Genomic DNA, 17,944 nt, shown 5'->3' with positions numbered 1-17,944 from the left:
CGGCTATTGTGACCTGCTCCCCCTATTACCTATTACCCATCACCCATCACCCATTCCCCATTCCCCATTCCCCATTCCCTAGATTTAGTACTAATGTTGCTGCATAAGTGACATGCTCCCTCTTTCACCTTTGTGCAGTTCGTCCAACTCACGTTACAATAATAACGATTAAGGTAGCGAAAGAGTATTTTTTTTTCCATTCATTAGTTAACTAATTAACTAAATTTGTTGTTATGGCAATTGATCGGGTACCTGGCGTTTATGTAATCTCTCAAGATGAGGTTGGAATTGTCTATAAAAAGTTTGGTAGTCCTTTACCATCTAATCGTCAAATTGCTCTTAATGGAGAAATGGGTTGGCAGGTTGATACTCTTGGTCCTGGACGACATTTCCGCTCTAGGTTGACCTATAAAGTTTTCAAACAAAAGGCTATACAGATTGATAAAGATGAAATTGGATTAGTAACAGCCAACGATGGTGCTTCTCTTCCCACAGGTAAAATGTTTGGTAAAGTTGTCGAAGAATGTGATGACTTTCAAGATGGTCGTGCTTTTATCAACAATGGTGGTCAACGGGGTAGGCAGTTAGGTATTTTAAGAAATGGTATTTATCGGATTAATACTCAACTTTTTTCTGTTGAAATAAGGCCAATTATTCATATTAATGACTATGAAATTGGCTTAGTAGAAGCGAAAGATGGCAAGCCACTTCCGATTGGAAAAACCTTTGGTGATGCTGTTGAATGCAACAATTTTGAGGATGCTCAAGCATTTATTAATAATGGAGGATATAGGAGCCAACAGTTAAAGATTATTACTACTGGCAAATACGCAATTAATACAGAACTTTTCAAAATTAAGAGAGTTGAACTTATCAAAATTGGAGTTAATGAAGTAGGGTTAGTGGAAGCAAGGGATGGTGAGCCACTTCCACTTGGTCAGAACTTTGGTAAAGTTGTTGAATGTGGCACTTTTCAGGACGCTGAAGCATTTATCAAAAACGGCGGTCAACAAGGGAACCAATTAGCAATTATTCCTCCTGGAATTCACTACATTAATACAGAGTTGTTTAAAGTTCACAATGTCCCACTAATTAATATTCGCTCAGGGGAGATAGGGCTAGTTATTGCTCAAGATGGTGCTGAACTACCACCAGGACAAATACTAGCTAAAGCTGTAGATTGCGAGAATTTTCAGAATGCTGAAGCCTTTCTCAACAACGGTGGTCAACAAGGTAAACAGCGAGCAATTCTTACTGAAGGTTACTATAGAATAAACACTGAACTATTTACAGTAGTTACTACTGACAATGCCAAGCAATATGGACTGAATCCAGAACAATTAAAAGTTTACAGAGTTGAATCAGGTAAAATTGGTATTGTTACCACTTTTGATGGTAAGCCCTTACCAGGAGGGGACATTGCGGGACCAGTTATTGAGGGACATAATAAGTTTCAGGAGCCACAGGAGTTTATTGATAAAGGTGGCTATCGAGGTTTACAAGAAGAATTTATCGAAGAAGGTTTTTGGAGTTTAAATCCTTGGTTTGTGGAAGTTGAACAAGTTCCTTTAACTAATATTAAAACTGGAACAGTTGGAGTTTTAATCTCAAATGTTGGTAAGAATAGCCAAGCAAATCAAGAGCAAACTACTTATGGTTCTCAGTTTAATATCGGGTATAAAGGGATTCAGAACATACCAAGAGAAGCTGGAACACATCCTATCAATACAAGAGTGAAAAGTATAGTAATAGTTCCTGTCCATGAAATAACTTTGGACTGGAGGACAGATAAAAATAAACCAGCAACCAACTACGATTCTAATTTAGAAACCTTAAAGCTTCGCTCAAAAGATGGCTTTATTTTGAATCTTGAAGTCACACAGGTTATTAATATTTCTCCCAAAAATTCCCCTAAAATGATATCTCGTGTGGGTTCACCAAATGCTAATAGTTATAAGCAAGTTGAGGAACAAGGAGGAGTTCTTAGCTGCTTGTCTAATGGTGCGGTTAAATATAGCTCTATTAAAAACCTTGTGAATAGGGTATTAGAACCGATGGTTGATAATTACTTCCGTAATTCCGCTCAAGAATATAATGTCTTAGACTTCTTACAACAACGGGATCAAATCCAGGAACGAGCTACAGAACATATCAAAAGTGCTCTTAATGCTTATGGTGTTGAAGCGGTTGGTACTTTTATCAACGAAATTGGCTTACCAGCTGAACTTCAACACCTAATACAGGCTCCAACAATTAAAGATAATTTAAATTCACTAGAAAAATTCTTGCTATGGTCTGCTGGTGCAGATCATGATATTTTGGCACAAAAAGAATGTTTGATAGAACGATATAAATATACAGCAATTGGTACCACGGTTTTGCTAACATCAACAACGGCTATTTTTTCCGGTGGTTATGCTCTTTTTACAGTATTCGGTTCTGTAGCAGCTTCTTGTGTAGGAGGAACTTTTTGGAGTTTTATAGTTTTTAACTTAGATCGTTTTTTAATTTTAAGCTCTAAGAGAATAAAATCGGATTCAAATTCAAACTTGCCATTTATTGCAGCAACAATTCTTCGATTAATAATAGCATTATTATTAAGCTTTGTGGTTGCTAAGCCCCTTGAATTGAGGCTCTTTGAAAAAGAAATTAACCAGAAAATAGAACAAGATAAAAATGATATAAGAGAAGAAAAAATTAACGAACCAATAAAAGAATTGGAGCAAGAAATTAAAGGATTAAATGAAGAAAAGGACAAGTATAAAAATGAATGGAAGGACGCCGAAAATGCGGCTAATGCAGAAGCAGAAGGTACACAGGGAACAGGCCAATTTGGAAAAGGAATTGTTTATCAAGACAAACGAAATTATGCAGATGAAATAAAACAAAAATTTATTGAATTAGATAATAAAGTTAAGGATAAAGAGGAAACAATAGATAAGCTTAGGCAAGAACGTAACCTGATTTTGCAGTCACCAGAGAGTAACTTAGAACAACTGAAAGAACAAATTGACAAAGAATCAGATGGCTTCTTAGCCCGTCTTGTTGCTTTAGAAGAACTATCTAAAGACGATCCGAATATTCGTAATATTAATTGGCTAATAACTGCCTTATTCGTCACTATTGAAATCTCACCTATATTAGTTAAACTTTTGTCTGGCAAAGGTCCTTATGATTATTTACTTGAACAGAAAGAAAGTCAGGAAAATTATAATGAATATTTCCGCATTAAAAAAGAACAAAGACTTCTCTTATCTGAAGAATTATCAAAAAAATACATGAAAAAAATTAATGATTTTGAACAGTAAATTAGTAAGGATTCAGGTCTCGAAAGAAGGGATGAGGGAAGGAGGTTCCGTTAAATGACCCGATTGAGCCATGAGAGCTTGCTCGTTCGCGTAGCGTGACCAAAGGTCAAAGAAATCCATCACCGACCGTTGTTGAAAACGACAAGTTTGGACTGGTCCCTGTTGACGCACTAATTGAACAGTTAAAGGAGAGACACCCATATCTGCTAAAAACTTCATGCTGCACTTCCACTGAAGGGACGAACTTGCTCACTAGCTAAAAATGCTGCATACAGAAGACTAGCTTTAATATCTTCTGCTTCTAGATAGGGATAAGCTTCAATAATTTCGTTGACATCCATACCGTCGGCTACCAAACTCAGTACTAGAGATACTGTAATCCTCATGCCTCGAATACAAGCACGTCCTCCCATTATTTGGGGATCAAAGCGATGCAGCAAGGGAACAGGGGAGGCAGCGCGGTCTTGGGGGTTCCCCCCATGAGCGACTGCCGTGGTTTCCCCCACTCGCGCTTTGCATCAAGACAGGTAATGCGTTCAAATACCAGTTTATTATCTGTCATAGCTCACACCTTGTATAGTGGTTTTTAATTGAGTGAGGTACTTCAGTCCTGGGTTTTAGGGAACAGCGGATCTGGGAACAGGGAACAGAGAAGAGGCAAGAGGAATCCCCCCTAACCCCCCTTAGTAAGGGGGGCGGGCAAGAGGCAAGAGGGAAAAAATCCTGTCTACCTCATTAGGCTATAAATTGCTGTATTTTTCTTCACTATATTAGTAATTCCCTTACTTGATGGGATCAGCTCCGCTAGTGCCGTAGGCGATCGCAATTCCAAGAGCCCCAGATGATTTCCTACGATATTGTCGGGTGGACGGGTGAGTTTTCGGTGCGTTACACTTTGTTAACGCACCCTACAAGATGGGCGATTGACCTTGGCCTTGGCCTTTGGGCCACGCTACGCGAACGCACTTTGGAGTAATGACTTCCTAGTCAGTATTGCCAATTCACAAAGCAACTCACAAAGCAACTATGAAAAAACCAACCTTAGATGCAGCCTCTAGAAAACCGACTGAAGAAAATCCCGAAGAAATACGCCAAAAATTTACCGCTCTTGCTTCCCAAGGTCGTCAAGAAGTAGAGGCGTTATCCTCGACTGTCGAAATGTCAAAACATCCCGCTTATCAAGAAATCATCAAGATGGGAGAAGGGGTAATTCCTTTTTTATTGGAAGATTTGCAGCAAAACCCGCTCTATTGGTTGCCTGCTTTAGGTCAGATTACCTAAGAAAACCCAGTTCTGCCAGAACAACGGGGAAAAATCAAACTAATGGCTCAAGCATGGTTAAATTGGGGAAGACAAAAGGGTTATATTGCTTGAGTTTTTCATGGGAGAAGCTATACACTTAGAGTTACGTTTTCCTAATTTAGCGCGGACTCAATATACTGTTACCAGTCCAAAATCCCAAGAATATAACTGTTTTGCTTGGGTGGCTGGCGATCGCGAAAGATGGTGGCAACCTACGCCAGAATATCAGTTTTATTGGGTTGAATGCGTACCGAAAGAAGAAACATTATCTGCCTATATTCAAGCCTATCAAACATTGGGTTATACACCATGCCAGAGCGAGTTTCTAGAGTTTGGTTATGAGAAAATTGCGCTATAGCAATTCTCATAGTCATGAGGTACAGTAACAGCAGTGAGTAAACCAATTCCGAATATCTTCCTTAGTGACTTTTAAGATGGCATCGGCAATCCCCTCTATTAAATCTTTGTAAGTTCTGGCTTTAATCTTTTTCAAGATTGCTTTGACTTTTGACCAAAAATTTTCGATGTCTTGATGCAATAGCGAGTGGTTTGTTCGCGTTCGCCTTTGGCGTGGCCTACGGCCAAGCGTCGGCTACGCCGAAGTTACCGTTTCGAGAGGGTCGCCTTATTAAAAAATATTTAACCAAAGGTGCGCTTTCCGTAGGCGAATTAAATTCGCCACGGGTCGCACCTCTTTTCTGCATAACCTGCTGACATTAAAGGCTCCACTCTCTAAGGTTTCGTCTCCGGGGAAACCCCCAAGACCGCGCTGCATCGCTTGGTGAAAACTCGGGAGAATAGGGGGGTAAATAAATCAGTTTTGCTCCCGCTTGTTCAATTAATTCTCTAACCATTTATCCTTCATGGATTTTAGCATTATCAATTATTATACAGGCATTTTTACAGAAATAAATTAGTAACTAAATTTTTAGCAATAACTGCTTCAAAAGTTACTCGATTAACTCCTCCAGATATATTACTAGATGCCACGACTTTTTATAAAGATAAAGCACCTATTACGGAGATATTTTTGCCTCAGGCTCTTTTCAGTGGTTTTTTACCTCTGGCTCTTTTCCCTTTTAAGGCTCTAGCATACATCCTAACCATTGTCTTGATGCAGTCGCTCATGGGGGAAACCACGGCAGACCGCGAGTGGGGGAGACCACGGCAGTCGCTCATGGGGGGAACCCCCAAGACCGCGCTGCCTCCCCAAGACCGCACTGCCTCCCCAAGACCGCGCTGCATCGCTGCTAAATTTACTCCCGATTCATCTATTAAAATCAAATATTATGCCGGGATATCTCGGATATCTGACCAAAACTTTAGTCGTTTTATTTGGACTATTTCTGACTCTTTTTCCGCTGCATATAATGTTTTTTTTTAAGTATAATCGAGTTGTTTGATTAGTCTTGCCATCGTGGCTCGACTTACGCGAATTTGGATCTTTATTTCTAGTAAATCACAAAGTTCAACTAACGTAGCATCATTATTTGTTTCAATTATTTCTCCCAAATCTATTAATTGCTCGACCCTAAGTTTGCGTGGCGGACTTACCCCTTGACGTTGCTGTGCGACCCCGGTCGGGAAACCCGACCTAGGGAATGCGCACCAAGAGAGGGGTTTAATATCTCCGGTTTCTCGATGTTGTTTTAGTAATTTTTGAATAAAGCTTTTGGCTACACCAAAACGTTGAGCTAAGTTTCGGATTGATAAATTTTATTTTTTATGGATTTCTAGAATTTTTTGCCGAAAGTCAAGAGAGTAAGGTTTCATACGAAATTTGTATCACTAACTATCTAATCTATTTATTAGTGTACCTCATAGCTATGAGAAACGCTATAGCACTAAGAGGATATCTGAAAAGTTTTTTTATACTGAATTTTGCCCCCCTAGCCCCCCAACTTTGGGGGGAATAAGAGTCAATTTGCTTCTAAAAGTCCCCCAAAATTGGGGGATTTAGGGGGCTTGGATGTAGCAAATGAGACTTCTCAGACAACCTCTAAGATGGCAGATTAGGAAAGATTAGGACGTATAGATTTTCTTTGTGTTCTTTGTGGCTTTGTAGTGAGTTCTCCTCGTGTCCTAACACCTAATACCTAATTCACCAACTGAGCAAGAGTTGCTTCCATAACAGCCCTTGTTTGACCTAAGACTGTGAACACCAATGCCTCACGATATACTCGCTGTGCGCCATGATGTCGGTAATTAGCGGCACCACTAGAAACAGTAACTGCTGCTGCAGTACAACGTTGCGCTAAATTAATTGCCCAAGCGCGGAGTTGTAGCCGTTCTTCGCAAGACTGAGAATCAGGTGTTAGTGCCGCCATCATTGCTGATTGACAACGTTTGAGTTCTTCGTTGAAGGCATCAAATGCTTGCTTGATGAAGGGAAGTTGTTTAGTCTGGTAAACAGCCTCTATGATATCGAGACCTGCTCTAGTATTGCCCAAGCAGTCAAACCCGTGATTCAGAACATTCTTTCGATCGTTCTCATGAATTGCACCAGTGGGTTTAATGAAGACAACACGCTCTTCAGGTAAGAACCAATGAGTAAGCTCTGCCGTAACGGTATTGGTTGAGGACATTGCCCCTAATTCCATTGGCTTACTAAAAGTAATTGCTCCCCCAGTCTCTTGCATGGTTTCAATAAACGGCAACATACCATAAACTGCCCGACCATCGGGAAGTGTTGCACCCAAAATAAAATCTTGAAAGAAACCAAAACCCGTTACCCAAGGTACTTTTCCTTCTATCTGATACCCACCTGCTACAGGAATAGCTTTAACCATTGACTTGCCTTGGCGTCGCAGATGGGAAAAGCCAATGCCAAGCAACACCTGTCCTTGGCTCATATAAGGCAGATATTGCCACTTTAAAGATTCATTGTCAGTGTTGGTGAGGAATTCTCCTGCACTTTGGTGTTGGGTGTGCAGAAATGCCAACGCACCAGAGTAACGGGGAATGAGCTGCTGGAAGTGGCGAAAGGTTAGCTCACTAACTCCAGTACCTCCCCAAACCTTAGGAATCTGCAGTGCCAATAAAGAGCGAGCACCCATTCCCTGAAGTGCCGCTCTTAATACTTCTGGATTATCATCAATTTCTGACGCTACTGGTGCAACAAATTCCCGGAGATAAGACTCAGCAATTTCTAACAGCGCTTGTTGCTCATCTCGATTACTCTCTGTGTTCTCTGTGACTCTGTGGTGAGTTCTACTCATGTCCTAACGTATTCCCATAGTGGTTAAAAACACCGAACTCGGGATGCTTTAGGAGCATCCCGAAGGGTATGCACATCCTACAATCAGTAAATCACCTAAGTAGTAGAAGTGTTAATCAATGCCTGCTGTAGGCGGATTTTGTCCCTACCGTGCTGATGGAAAATCACCCAAGATTCAATGAGATCGGGACCGTGAACATCTCCAGTGAGTGCAGCACGGAGCGATCGCACGAGGGATCCTTTTTTCACTTTCTGCTCTTTAGTGACCTTTTTAATAATCTGCCCAGCCTAATCTGCACTCAGCTGTGACAGATCACTCATAGCATGAAGGATGGCTTGCAGTACTTGTGAAGCACCTTCAGCTTGTAGCCGTTGAGCTGCTTCTTCACTAAATTCGACTCACTCAGTCAAGAACATCCTACTCATATCTACTGCTTCTGGCAAGCGATTCAGACTCAGCCCAATCAAGTATCCTCTTAAATGTGCCATCTGAATAAACCATTACTTCAGAAGGTAACTCTTTTCCTGGGAAACCTGAAGCCATTACTATTCCATAAGCCCCTGTATTTCTAATTGCCAGGATATCTCCTTCTTGTACTTGAGGTAGTTTTCTCTCTTTGCCTAAAAAGTCTGATTGCAATACAGTATTGCCTCTTATGTCATAAGTTTCTGTCTCTCCTGTTTTACCAACAGCCTCAATTTCGTGGTATGCTCCATATATTCTTGGTCTTGGAAATTCTCCGAACCCTGCATTGATTGATATCTGCTTTTTACCAGTCAATTGTTTAACATTTGTTACTTTGGCATAAAGTGTTCCTGCCGTTGCTACAACCGATCTACCAGGCTCTATTTTTAATTTTACATCCCTTCCAAGATGGTCTGATAATTCTTTTGTTAATCTTGAATAGTATTCTCCTATTCCAGCAAAATCAAATTTTGATTCAGTTTTTCTTCCAGGTACGCCAAAACCACTTCCAAAATTTACATATTCTAAATCTGGAAATTGCTTTGCACATTCCATCAAATAATTTGAAGAGTGTATTAAAGGTTCTGAATCTAAAATATTAGATGCGAGATATCCGTGTATTTCATTGATTCTACATCCATAATCTTGAGCAATTTGTTTTACTCTTGAAAAATATTCTTGAGATATACCTACATCTGAATCTTTTTGGGAATTAGTATAACCTTCAGGAAGTTCGATATCTTCTTTCATTTTAATTCTAATTCCAAAATTACCCCCTGCATTCAATTTACAATATTTCTCAACCTCTTCAACTGAATCCAAATTTACTTGCACTCCTTCTTGAACTAATCTCTCTAAACTTTCACTATCCAAACCAGTTGAAGTAAAAGAAATATCCCCATTACTGAATCCCACTTTCTTAACTAAATCAAGTTCGTGTATAGAATTTATTTGAACAAAGCCTCCTAATTGTCTGATTTTCCTTAATACCTCGCTATTACTATTACACATAACGGCATAATGTACCTGTTTATTTTCATAAGGTATTGAATCTCTGATTAGTTCAAAGTTTCTTTTAATCTCATTTTCTTCATAAACATAAAGAGGTGTTCCATTCTCATTAATTATATCTAAAATATTTTGATTATTCAATTCATATTTACCACTCCATTCTAATTTGACTGATTTCATTCTTCCAAGTAATTCATCTGATAATCTCTCAATTGGGAAATTTTCAGAAACAAAATTAACTCCGACTCTACTTATTCCTCCTTTTGTACAAACATCATCTATTACTCTAAATCCAAATTCTTTTAACAAATCAGCAGTCTGATATAATGCATCAAAAATTATTTCTCTACCTTTCTCTTCATTTATTCCTTTTTTTGTAATTGATGTCAGATATCCTCTGATAAATTCAGAGATTATTGCAGGAGAACAACTTGCAAGATGCGTATATTCATCAAGATGTTCTTCAGGGACACAATAGACATTAGCAATTTGTGACAAATCTAAATAAACTCTTTCTGATTCTTGAGATTTATCTGCTACAAAAAGAATTGTGCCTTTTATTTTGTTTGTTATACTTGGGATTATTCTAACTAATTTTATTTTGCCTAAATTTTCATAGTAAGAATTTCTTTCTATAGATGCGACACAAGTTACCAGAGTTTTTTCATTCAACTTTCCGTTTAAGTCTTGATATACATCAGGCAAATCCTGTGGTTTCACACACAGGTAAATATAATCAGAATTAGAAATAACTTCTTGATTTGTCCCTTTATTTATTCCTGTATATATGACTATTTTTTTTAATCTTTCAGTACTTCTATTTGATGCATAGATTTGATCGGGATCGGCTACTCCGCTATCTACAAATCTATTAATTAGCATTTCACCAATTATTCCTGTTCCTATAAATCCATAATTTATCTTTTTCATTATTTGTTATTGTCTAGTAGTCAACATAATAAGTATAACTCAGATCTTGCACCTGATTTTGAAAACGTAAGAATTCAGGTCATCGGAATCAGGGAAGGATAAGAAACCGTTGGGGAAACGGTAGCCTCAAGAGCTTGTCGGAAAAACTCCATAGCCGAAGGATCCTGGACACGGTAGGTTTGGATGACACTGAGTAAATCGGCTGTTTCCCGAAACCGTTCTATGGAACGGGAACCGCCACAGACCTTACGTTTGGTCACTGCTGGACGCAATGCTCTTTCCGCTCGATTACTCGATTATTATCGGGTGGAACTTCTGGGTGGCCCTTGGAAATACCGGTCTTCAGTATTTAGTATGCTATGTTAACGTAAACCTTAAATAAAATCAAAAAAAATTTATCAAAGTATAGCCCGAAATGCCAGGGTAAACGCATCTTGTTGGGTAAGCGGGGGTAGTTCTCAATAAACCTGGCCTTATTGTGCTTATTGACAATGGCTTTTCAACATATAGTGTTTATTTAATTTTAAAAACACTATATATAGGATAAAAAAATTAGATGCGTTTACCCTGCCCGAAATGCCGCTTTAGTTGACTTCTAAGGATGAGCTATTGTTCACTAGAACTATCAGAGAAGTAATTTGAGGATATATAGCGTTGGGAGCATGTCAAATTCGCAGAACAAATGTACTAAAATAACTGATAACTGCTACTGAAGCCCCGAAAACACTTTAGTTCAAGCGTTTGTATTTCAAGTTTTCTTACAAAATTGACCTGCTCCCTATATAGCGTTTCTTATAGCTATAAGGTACACAGAATTTTTTACCTATTCCCTCTTCCATCTTACCTGCTTCCTGCTCCCTGCTCCCTGCTCCCTAAAGCCGAGAATTTTGTACCTCATGACTATGATAAGTGCTATAGTTACCCTTGTCAGCAAATTTTAATCAAAAGGAGGATTAGAGCAATTCATGAAGTACGGTAAGTACTTTCTACACCTGGCAGCCTTTCTACTAGCACTAACTATATTAGTCTTGCCTCTGCCAGCCCAAGCCCAAAGCGCTGCCACCATTAACGCTGACTATGAAAACAAGGATCTAACCGCTCAAGATTTCTCCGATAAAGACCTTAGTTACAAGGTTTTTAGCAATGTCAATTTACAGTCAGCCAACTTGAGCAACTTTAAGTTTATAGGTGCCAACATTACCAAAGTTGATTTCACGAATGCTAACCTACATGGAGCCGATTTTACCTATGCATTCATTAATGGATCTACCTTCAAGAAAGCAGACTTAACCGATGCAGTGTTTGAAGATGCATTTATGTCGAAATCTAAATTTGATGGTGCAGATATTACTGGCGCTGACTTCACCTTTGCAATTTTGGATTATAACCAAGACCGGGAGCTATGCGAAAATGCTTCTGGTACTAATACTATAACTGGTGTTGATACTCGCGATTCTTTATTCTGTTATTGAAATTAATCTAAGTATTCAGCGGTCAGTGGTCAGCGGTCAGTGGTCAGTGGTCAGTGGTCAGCGGTCAGTGCTCAGCCTTTGGCCTTTGCCTGTTACTGTAGTTTGCGTGGCACAGGCTTCTAGCCTGTGATCTAGCCTGCATAAGCTGATAGCTGATACCTGATAGCTAATAGCTCTTAGCTAATAGCTGTTCGCGTAGCGTGCGCGTAGCGCTTAAGCTGATACCTGATAGCTGATACCTGATAGCTAATAGCTCTTAGCTAATAGCTGTTCGCGTAGCGTGCGCGTAGCGCTTAAGCTGATACCTGATAACTGAAAGCTGATAGCTTAACTTAATTCTCATCTAAATAAAAACGGTAAAACAAATAATCATCTCGGAAAGGATGATCATCTGCGACATGATGAATAATACCTCGATTAATCAGTATCTGTCCAATAGCAACTGCGTCTTCCCGAGTAGAATTACACCGTTTTACCAACCAATCTACCGCTTCTGAGCCAACAAAACAGCATCCATAGCTATTGAGACGATAGCGACGGTCTTTAATATCCAACGCTTCTGGTTGACGCATTTCTTCGACCAAGGTTTCAATGTCTAGTGTTATCATATCCTCTTGGAAAGGAGCCGTAGGGTAAGAGTCTTGATCTATCTCATCCATAGGCTCTAGGAAACCTGAAACTAAGGAATCCTGGGGTAGCTGCTGAGACTGATACCCATTGGGAATATAGAGTTGGTTTTCGGGCGGTTTTGGCTGACGTTCCCCTAGCCAAGCGGTCAGCAATTTCTCTAACTGAGGCGATCGCACATGGAGGTCTCGTTGAGGAAATGGTATATGGATATCATAGCGACGCAGACTTTTCTCAATCCGGTAGTTGAGGTCACTCTTGATTTTAGGCTGCCGCTTGGGGTCTCCAGTCCAGACCAACAGCTCAAACTTGAGGGCACTCTCACCAAATTCCTGAAACCAAACTTGGGGATAGGGCCTTAGTAACACTTCCGGGTGACTCTTCGCAGCTGCCAACAGTGCCTTCTTGACCTGCTCCACATCAGATCCGTAAGCCACTCCTACAGGAATCTTGAGCCGGGAAATCGGGTTACCGTGACTCCAGTTAATCACCTCAGTTTCTAAAAAGCGGGCATTGGGCACAATTATTGTCACTTTATCCAAGGTGCAAATCTCTGTACTGCGGGAACCCATTCGCTGCACAGTTCCCACCAAATCGTTGACCTTAATAAAATCCCCCAGTTGAATCGGTCGCTCTAGGGTGATAATTAAGCCACTGATAAAGTTGTTAGCAATATTTTGCACACCAAAGCCAATTCCCACCCCTAAGACACTAGCAAAAATGGTTAGGGAACTTAAATCCAACCCAGAACTTTGGAGTATGATAATCATGCCCAAAAACGTCAGGACATACTGGATCAGGGTAGCAATCACCTCTTGCACCCCTGAATCAGCGCCAGTTTTCCCCAAGATGTAACGCCTCAATAGCCTGGTGAGGGCACTAACCCCAAACCATAGCACAACGGTTAATACCACCAACAGCAGCACTTGGATCGCAGAATACTTGCTTTCTCCGGAACCAATTACAGGAGACTTGAGGAAGTTTAACAGTTCATAACGCCAACTGCGAACTTGGGGAAATAGGTCACTAATGGTTAAGATAACTGTAGTCCACAGGATAAGCTGTAACCCTAACAGGGCTGCCCCGAGAAATAATTTAGCTGGGTCGTGCCAAGGGAAAAAAGGCGAAGCCGGATTCCCTAGCCAGGAGGTCAGTTTCCGCAAGGCAAATTGCCTGAAGACCCGTAACAGCAAGTACAACAGGATTAACAACACCAGCACTATGCTTGTAAACCTTACTGCCTGACGACTATAATCTGGCATCCGCTGTCGTTTGCCCTGCCGGATCGCCTTTTCAATCAGCTTCTCCCATTTTTCGGCTTGCTCAAGAGGATCAGTATCAGGAATTTGATCGGCCTTGGTAATCGTGACCAGAATCCGCTCGGTAAACTTGGTACGAAGAATCCCCTCGTTTTGCCCGACATATTCAATGTCCACATATTCAGGTTTTTGTAGGGATTTCACCTCCCTTGCTAAGCGCTGATTGATCAGCTCGGCTCGCTCAGTAGCGCTAAAGTTGCCAGCGTTGCCGACTTGAAATAATTCAATACCATCCACTACCACAGGAGCTTTCTTAGTGCCATTTGCAAAAGATTCCTGTGCTAAGGTAGAGGCTGGTAATAGGGTGAGCAGTAGGGTAAGTACACCTAGCAAAACCAATCCCAAGGAACGCTGAAACCTAACCCTTGGGAAAGGGTTAATGGAAAATCGAACATTCAGAAGAGATTCCATAGGTGACGTTCCATTTAGGTTCTATTTTCGATAACATTAGAATCTCATGGTTAAGGTTTAGCTAACTAGCTGTGCTAGACTACCCGTTCTAAATGTGTGGAGGAATCGTTTTCCTGGTCTGGCGTTCCCGGTTTTAACCCCTCCAGCAGACCGCTGACCACGGCCCAGGTGCCGACTCCCATTATTAACAGTACCACTAAGCCAATCAACCAAACCACAGGTTTATTATTGGGCAGAGAGTTAGTGACACTTTTCTCTCCTAATAGACTAGTCTGGTCAAAGTTCTGTGCAGTGGCGTTCAGGTCATTTTCCCGTTTCAAGGTCGCTGTAATCTTGTACGGACCAATCCGCAGGGTATCCTTGCTTGAAAAAGGTTGAATACCAGAGCGAATCTTCCGCCCGTTAATAAACGTGCCGTTGGCGCTGCTGTCAGTAACATAGAGTTGGGTATTAGCCACTGTGATCAGGGCGTGATACCGGGAAATCTCCTTGTCAAGAAGTACCAGATGAGACACAGATTGACCTGCTAAGTGTGCTGGCAAATGGTCATTTTCTCGACCAACAGCAATGGGCGGTCTCAGAACAGGTTTCTTTAACTCGCCGGTTTCTGGGTCTTCCCAGGTCAATTGAACATAAATAGGTTCAGCCAAGATTTCACTCCTGCTAACTAGAACATAGTGGATCAGTGCTGAGAGGGTCAGTTTTGAGTGCTGAGTTTTGATTAGCACATTAAGCGTTGTTTTTCAACTATACCCACCGATGCTAAGGGGATGACAAAAAGGGTGAAAAATAGATAAGGTGTCCGGTGTAGGGTTTTGGGTAGGTCGTGGGGAGGAGCCAGTTCCCCCTGAGGGAGTGACAACAAGGCTAAATGCCATGGAGAGCATGCTGTCAGCCACTCGTTAAACTGAGGTAAATTAATCTTAAAGCACTGATTTTAACTATGCCTGATTTTTTGCCCATTGCTTACTTTCAGAACAAGTTTGTCCCTTTCACTGACGCCAAAATCTCCATTGCTACCCATGCCTTGCACTACGGCACGGGAGCTTTTGGCGGATTACGCTGTATCCCTGACCCAAAAAACCCACAGCAATGTTTACTGTTTCGGTTAGACCGCCATTGCCAACGCCTAAGTAATAGTGCTCGGTTATTACACTACAATTTACCTCCTGATAAAATCGAGACTATTATCGTTGAGTTTATCAAACAAAATAAACCAACTAAGTCGTTTTATATCCGCCCTTTTGTCTACACGTCAGATTTAGGAATTTCCCCGCGACTCCATAATATTGAAAAAGACTTTTTTGTTTATGGATTAGAATTAGGAGATTATTTATCTCCTGAGGGAGTTAGCTGTCGGATTAGTTCATGGTATCGACAACAAGACCAAAGTTTACCCTTGAGAGGTAAAATTAGTGGAGCTTATATTACGTCTTCCTTGGCGAAAAGCGAAGCAGTAGAGTCTCGCTTTGATGAAGCCATTATGATGAATTCTGAGGGGAAAGTATCGGAAGCTTCTGGGATGAATATCTTTGTGGTCAGAAATGGCCAGCTGATTACCCCTGGATTCGATCAGGATATCCTAGAAGGAATTACTCGGGATAGTATTCTGACCCTTGCTAAAGACATGGGCTTGCCAACTATACAACGACCAGTGGATAAATCAGAACTATTTATTGCCGATGAAGTATTTCTGAGTGGGACAGCGGCAAAGATCACCCCAGTTAAACGAATCGAAAACTATCACTTATCTCCAAACAGACCAATAACCGAAAAGCTCAAGGAGATGTTAGCAGCGATTACGGAAAATCGGGAACCGAAATACAAAGACTGGGTGTATACGGTTAAAATTGATAAATAAACTAAAGTTAGGCTTATAGAACCCTGTAAACCTGTAGCGACTTCTGGGATAGGGAGTAGAATCAAACGTAAACCATGAACAATCAACTGATAAATTCTGCAAACCCCTTAGGCGGTCGCTACAAAATCATCAGCAAGCTGGGAGCAGGTGGGTTTGGTCAAACGTTTCTGGCACGGGATTTGCACTTGCCAGGAACTCCCCAATGTGTGATCAAACAGCTCAAACCCCAGGTGACGGATCCTCAGTGTTTGGAAATTGCCAAACGCCTATTTGAGCGAGAAGCCCAAGTCCTCTACCAGCTGGGTAACCACGATCAGATCCCCCAGTTGCTGGCACATTTTGAGGAAAATCAGGAGTTTTATCTGGCCCAAGAATTTATTGATGGAGAACCCCTCAACCAAGAAATCCGTCAGCCTTGGGAATCAAATCGAGTGATTGCTCTGTTGCAAGACATTCTACAAGTCCTAGTATTTGTCCATGAGCAACGTGTGATCCATCGTGATATCAAACCCCCAAACCTGATCCGCCGTCGCAAGGATGGTAGAATTGTCATGATTGACTTTGGGGCAGTTAAGCAAGCTAGCACCCAGATTATCGATCCCGAAACGGGGCAAACCAAGACCATTGCTATTGGCAGTCATGGCTACACCCCCAAAGAACAGTTCGGTGGCAATCCCCGTTTTAGCAGCGATATCTATGCGGTGGGTATGGTAGGCATCCAGGCATTAACCGGAATTCATCCCAAGTTCCTGAAAGAAAACTCCGAAACAGGGGAAATTAACTGGCGCGATCGCATCCAAGTTAACACCCAAGTTAACTCAGAATTAGCGGATATCCTTGACTGTATGGTGCGCTATGATTTCCGTGACCGCTACCCGACCGCAGTAGAAGCGTTGGCAGCAGTTCAGAGGCTAACTGCTGCACCAACAATAGCTATGTCTGCTAAAGTTCCGGAAGAGACTGTTTCTGTTTCAGCAACATCAGCACAAACCCAGGCCAGATCAGAGATCATCCGAAGATGGTTAATGAAGCCTTGGTTGATGATTACTGTCTTAGCAGGGATGGGTATCGGTATTTCTGTGATCGGTACTAAGACTTTTCTAGTTCCGAAACTTGTCACTCAAACTGACAATATTACTGACAACATTAGCGATACCGTTGCGGAAACCTCGACTACCACCTCTGAGTCAAAACCTGCAACCCCAGCGGTAGTTAGCAACACCCCTGAAAGCACTACTACCAGCTCAGTCCAAAAAACTATTCCCGGCTCGGATACCGAATCAGCTGCGAAATCGGCATCCGAGCCGGAAACACAACCAACGGAAACACAACCAACTGCAATAGAATTAAACAGCCAAGGGGAGAGCTTGCGGCAAGCAGGAAAGTACCAACAAGCACTGATGACTTACGAAAAAGCGATCGCAAGGGACTCAAATTTAGCAGAAGCTCATTGGGGTCGTTGCTATAGCCTCAATTCCTTAGGGCGTACTCCAGAAGGACTGGCTGCCTGCGATCAAGCCCTTGCCCTTAAACCTGACTACCCAGAAGCATTGTGGAGTAAAGGTGCAGCTCTCGAATCCCAAAACACCCCAACAGCCATAACTCAAGCTCTAACTCTATACGAGAAAGCGATCGCTATCAAGCCCGATTTTGCTGACGCCTGGATTAACCAAGGAGTAGCCCTCCATAAACTCGGTCGGTACAGTGAGGCCATAGAAGCATATAATCAGGCACTTGAACTCAATCCTAATTCTGCTGATGCTTGGAGTAATCTAGGGGCAGCCTATTGGGCCAAAGGTCAATACAAGGAAGCAATCAATGCCATGGAAAACGCACTTCAAATCCAGCCGAATCACCCCAATGCTAAGAATCTGCGTCAGCAGGCAAGGGAACAATTAGGCCGTTGATCACTCAGCAAAAATAAATATTTGATAAAGATTTTATATCTAAATAAATATCTGATAAAGATTTTCGGTTTTGGTCTTAGAAATGGGAAAATCCTCTACTATTACGTTTAATT

17 protein-coding genes and 4 pseudogenes are annotated in these 17,944 nt (G+C 41.4%); 10 read left to right on the top strand and 11 right to left on the bottom strand.

Annotated elements, in window-relative coordinates:
- Positions 1 to 233: 233 nt before the first annotated feature.
- Entirely contained in the window at positions 234 to 3,308 is a 3,075-nt protein-coding gene (locus tag F6K49_RS12025) for a DUF4407 domain-containing protein (RefSeq protein ID WP_293096836.1), read from the top strand.
- Between the two features lie 12 nt (positions 3,309 to 3,320).
- Here the strand turns inward: F6K49_RS12025 and F6K49_RS12020 are convergent, their stop codons facing one another.
- Complete coding sequence (locus F6K49_RS12020; RefSeq protein WP_075899041.1) at positions 3,321 to 3,527, bottom strand: hypothetical protein; 207 nt, start codon at positions 3,525 to 3,527, stop codon at positions 3,321 to 3,323.
- Complete coding sequence (locus F6K49_RS12015; protein WP_330359427.1) at positions 3,524 to 3,814, bottom strand: DUF433 domain-containing protein; 291 nt, start codon at positions 3,812 to 3,814, stop codon at positions 3,524 to 3,526. Before F6K49_RS12015 ends, F6K49_RS12020 begins: the two co-directional genes overlap by 4 nt.
- Before the next feature lie 335 nt (positions 3,815 to 4,149).
- Between F6K49_RS12015 and F6K49_RS12010 the strand changes: the two genes are divergently transcribed.
- From F6K49_RS12010 to F6K49_RS12000, 3 genes are all read left to right on the top strand, one after another.
- Positions 4,150 to 4,284 (top strand): hypothetical protein, encoded by a 135-nt coding sequence (locus F6K49_RS12010; protein ID WP_269086991.1) that lies wholly within the window; start codon positions 4,150 to 4,152, stop codon positions 4,282 to 4,284.
- A gap of 50 nt (positions 4,285 to 4,334) precedes the next feature.
- Complete coding sequence (locus tag F6K49_RS12005; protein ID WP_143727581.1) at positions 4,335 to 4,589, top strand: hypothetical protein; 255 nt, start codon at positions 4,335 to 4,337, stop codon at positions 4,587 to 4,589.
- A 100-nt stretch (positions 4,590 to 4,689) separates the two neighbouring features.
- Complete coding sequence (locus tag F6K49_RS12000; protein ID WP_075899039.1) at positions 4,690 to 4,968, top strand: hypothetical protein; 279 nt, start codon at positions 4,690 to 4,692, stop codon at positions 4,966 to 4,968.
- Between the two features lie 12 nt (positions 4,969 to 4,980).
- Here the strand turns inward: F6K49_RS12000 and F6K49_RS11995 are convergent.
- Positions 4,981 to 5,136: pseudogene (locus F6K49_RS11995) on the bottom strand (IS630 family transposase); the annotation flags it as partial.
- 247 nt (positions 5,137 to 5,383) lie between these two features.
- Positions 5,384 to 5,717: pseudogene (locus F6K49_RS11990) on the bottom strand (transposase); the annotation flags it as partial.
- Here F6K49_RS11990 and F6K49_RS11985 point away from each other — a divergent pair.
- Positions 5,641 to 5,994 (top strand): hypothetical protein, encoded by a 354-nt coding sequence (locus tag F6K49_RS11985; RefSeq protein ID WP_293096907.1) that lies wholly within the window; start codon positions 5,641 to 5,643, stop codon positions 5,992 to 5,994. The pseudogene F6K49_RS11990 and the gene F6K49_RS11985 sit on opposite strands and share 77 nt — an antisense overlap.
- On the opposite strand, the pseudogene F6K49_RS11980 reads toward F6K49_RS11985, so the two are convergent.
- The 5 genes and pseudogenes from F6K49_RS11980 to F6K49_RS11960 form a co-directional block, all read right to left on the bottom strand.
- Positions 5,901 to 6,383 (bottom strand): annotated as a pseudogene (locus F6K49_RS11980) (hypothetical protein); the annotation flags it as partial. The gene F6K49_RS11985 and the pseudogene F6K49_RS11980 sit on opposite strands and share 94 nt — an antisense overlap.
- Positions 6,384 to 6,706: 323 nt before the next feature.
- Entirely contained in the window at positions 6,707 to 7,828 is a 1,122-nt protein-coding gene (locus F6K49_RS11975) for an acyl-CoA dehydrogenase family protein (protein WP_075898734.1), read from the bottom strand.
- 95 nt (positions 7,829 to 7,923) lie between these two features.
- The gene (locus tag F6K49_RS11970; RefSeq protein ID WP_269087119.1) at positions 7,924 to 8,103 is read right to left on the bottom strand and encodes a hypothetical protein; all 180 of its coding nucleotides are present in this window, start codon (positions 8,101 to 8,103) and stop codon (positions 7,924 to 7,926) included.
- 142 nt (positions 8,104 to 8,245) lie between these two features.
- Positions 8,246 to 10,234 (bottom strand): NAD(P)-binding domain-containing protein, encoded by a 1,989-nt coding sequence (locus F6K49_RS11965; protein ID WP_293096830.1) that lies wholly within the window; start codon positions 10,232 to 10,234, stop codon positions 8,246 to 8,248.
- 74 nt (positions 10,235 to 10,308) lie between these two features.
- Positions 10,309 to 10,556 (bottom strand): annotated as a pseudogene (locus tag F6K49_RS11960) (IS66 family transposase); the annotation flags it as partial.
- Between the two features lie 444 nt (positions 10,557 to 11,000).
- Between F6K49_RS11960 and F6K49_RS11955 the strand changes: the two are divergent.
- From F6K49_RS11955 to F6K49_RS11945, 3 genes are read left to right on the top strand one after another with little or no spacing between them, the layout of a single operon-like run.
- A complete protein-coding gene (locus tag F6K49_RS11955) occupies positions 11,001 to 11,213 on the top strand; it encodes a hypothetical protein (protein WP_293096825.1) in 213 nt (70 codons plus the stop codon).
- Positions 11,200 to 11,706 (top strand): pentapeptide repeat-containing protein, encoded by a 507-nt coding sequence (locus tag F6K49_RS11950; protein WP_293096820.1) that lies wholly within the window; start codon positions 11,200 to 11,202, stop codon positions 11,704 to 11,706. Before F6K49_RS11955 ends, F6K49_RS11950 begins: the two co-directional genes overlap by 14 nt.
- On the top strand, positions 11,675 to 11,836 hold the full coding sequence (locus F6K49_RS11945) for a hypothetical protein (protein WP_293067022.1): 162 nt from the start codon (positions 11,675 to 11,677) through the stop codon (positions 11,834 to 11,836). Before F6K49_RS11950 ends, F6K49_RS11945 begins: the two co-directional genes overlap by 32 nt.
- A 202-nt stretch (positions 11,837 to 12,038) precedes the next feature.
- Here F6K49_RS11945 and F6K49_RS11940 read toward each other — a convergent pair whose 3' ends face one another.
- The gene (locus F6K49_RS11940; protein WP_293042061.1) at positions 12,039 to 14,063 is read right to left on the bottom strand and encodes a mechanosensitive ion channel domain-containing protein; all 2,025 of its coding nucleotides are present in this window, start codon (positions 14,061 to 14,063) and stop codon (positions 12,039 to 12,041) included.
- A 74-nt stretch (positions 14,064 to 14,137) separates the two neighbouring features.
- The gene (locus tag F6K49_RS11935) at positions 14,138 to 14,713 is read right to left on the bottom strand and encodes an FHA domain-containing protein (RefSeq protein ID WP_293026511.1); all 576 of its coding nucleotides are present in this window, start codon (positions 14,711 to 14,713) and stop codon (positions 14,138 to 14,140) included.
- Positions 14,714 to 15,006: 293 nt separating this feature from the next.
- On the opposite strand from F6K49_RS11935, the gene F6K49_RS11930 reads away from it, so the two are divergent.
- Together F6K49_RS11930 and F6K49_RS11925 are read left to right on the top strand one after the other, a co-directional pair.
- Complete coding sequence (locus F6K49_RS11930) at positions 15,007 to 15,924, top strand: branched-chain amino acid transaminase (protein WP_293026509.1); 918 nt, start codon at positions 15,007 to 15,009, stop codon at positions 15,922 to 15,924.
- 74 nt (positions 15,925 to 15,998) lie between these two features.
- On the top strand, positions 15,999 to 17,831 hold the full coding sequence (locus F6K49_RS11925) for a tetratricopeptide repeat protein (protein WP_293096811.1): 1,833 nt from the start codon (positions 15,999 to 16,001) through the stop codon (positions 17,829 to 17,831).
- Positions 17,832 to 17,944: the final 113 nt, after the last annotated feature.

This window comes from Moorena sp. SIO3I6, assembly GCF_010672095.1.
This window is presented reverse-complemented; position numbering and strand designations above follow the sequence as displayed.

Bases quoted from the DNA above. Each gene is read 5' to 3' on its own strand.
- F6K49_RS12025 (WP_293096836.1), top strand. From the start codon at position 234: ATGGCAATTGATCGGGTACCTGGCGTTTATGTAATCTCTCAAGATGAG.
- F6K49_RS12020 (WP_075899041.1), bottom strand. From the start codon at position 3,527: ATGAAGTTTTTAGCAGATATGGGTGTCTCTCCTTTAACTGTTCAATTA.
- F6K49_RS12010 (WP_269086991.1), top strand. From the start codon at position 4,150: ATGATTTCCTACGATATTGTCGGGTGGACGGGTGAGTTTTCGGTGCGT.
- F6K49_RS12005 (WP_143727581.1), top strand. From the start codon at position 4,335: ATGAAAAAACCAACCTTAGATGCAGCCTCTAGAAAACCGACTGAAGAA.
- F6K49_RS12000 (WP_075899039.1), top strand. From the start codon at position 4,690: ATGGGAGAAGCTATACACTTAGAGTTACGTTTTCCTAATTTAGCGCGG.
- F6K49_RS11975 (WP_075898734.1), bottom strand. From the start codon at position 7,828: ATGAGTAGAACTCACCACAGAGTCACAGAGAACACAGAGAGTAATCGA.
- F6K49_RS11965 (WP_293096830.1), bottom strand. From the start codon at position 10,234: ATGAAAAAGATAAATTATGGATTTATAGGAACAGGAATAATTGGTGAA.
- F6K49_RS11950 (WP_293096820.1), top strand. From the start codon at position 11,200: ATGAAGTACGGTAAGTACTTTCTACACCTGGCAGCCTTTCTACTAGCA.
- F6K49_RS11940 (WP_293042061.1), bottom strand. From the start codon at position 14,063: ATGGAATCTCTTCTGAATGTTCGATTTTCCATTAACCCTTTCCCAAGG.
- F6K49_RS11930 (WP_293026509.1), top strand. From the start codon at position 15,007: ATGCCTGATTTTTTGCCCATTGCTTACTTTCAGAACAAGTTTGTCCCT.
- F6K49_RS11925 (WP_293096811.1), top strand. From the start codon at position 15,999: ATGAACAATCAACTGATAAATTCTGCAAACCCCTTAGGCGGTCGCTAC.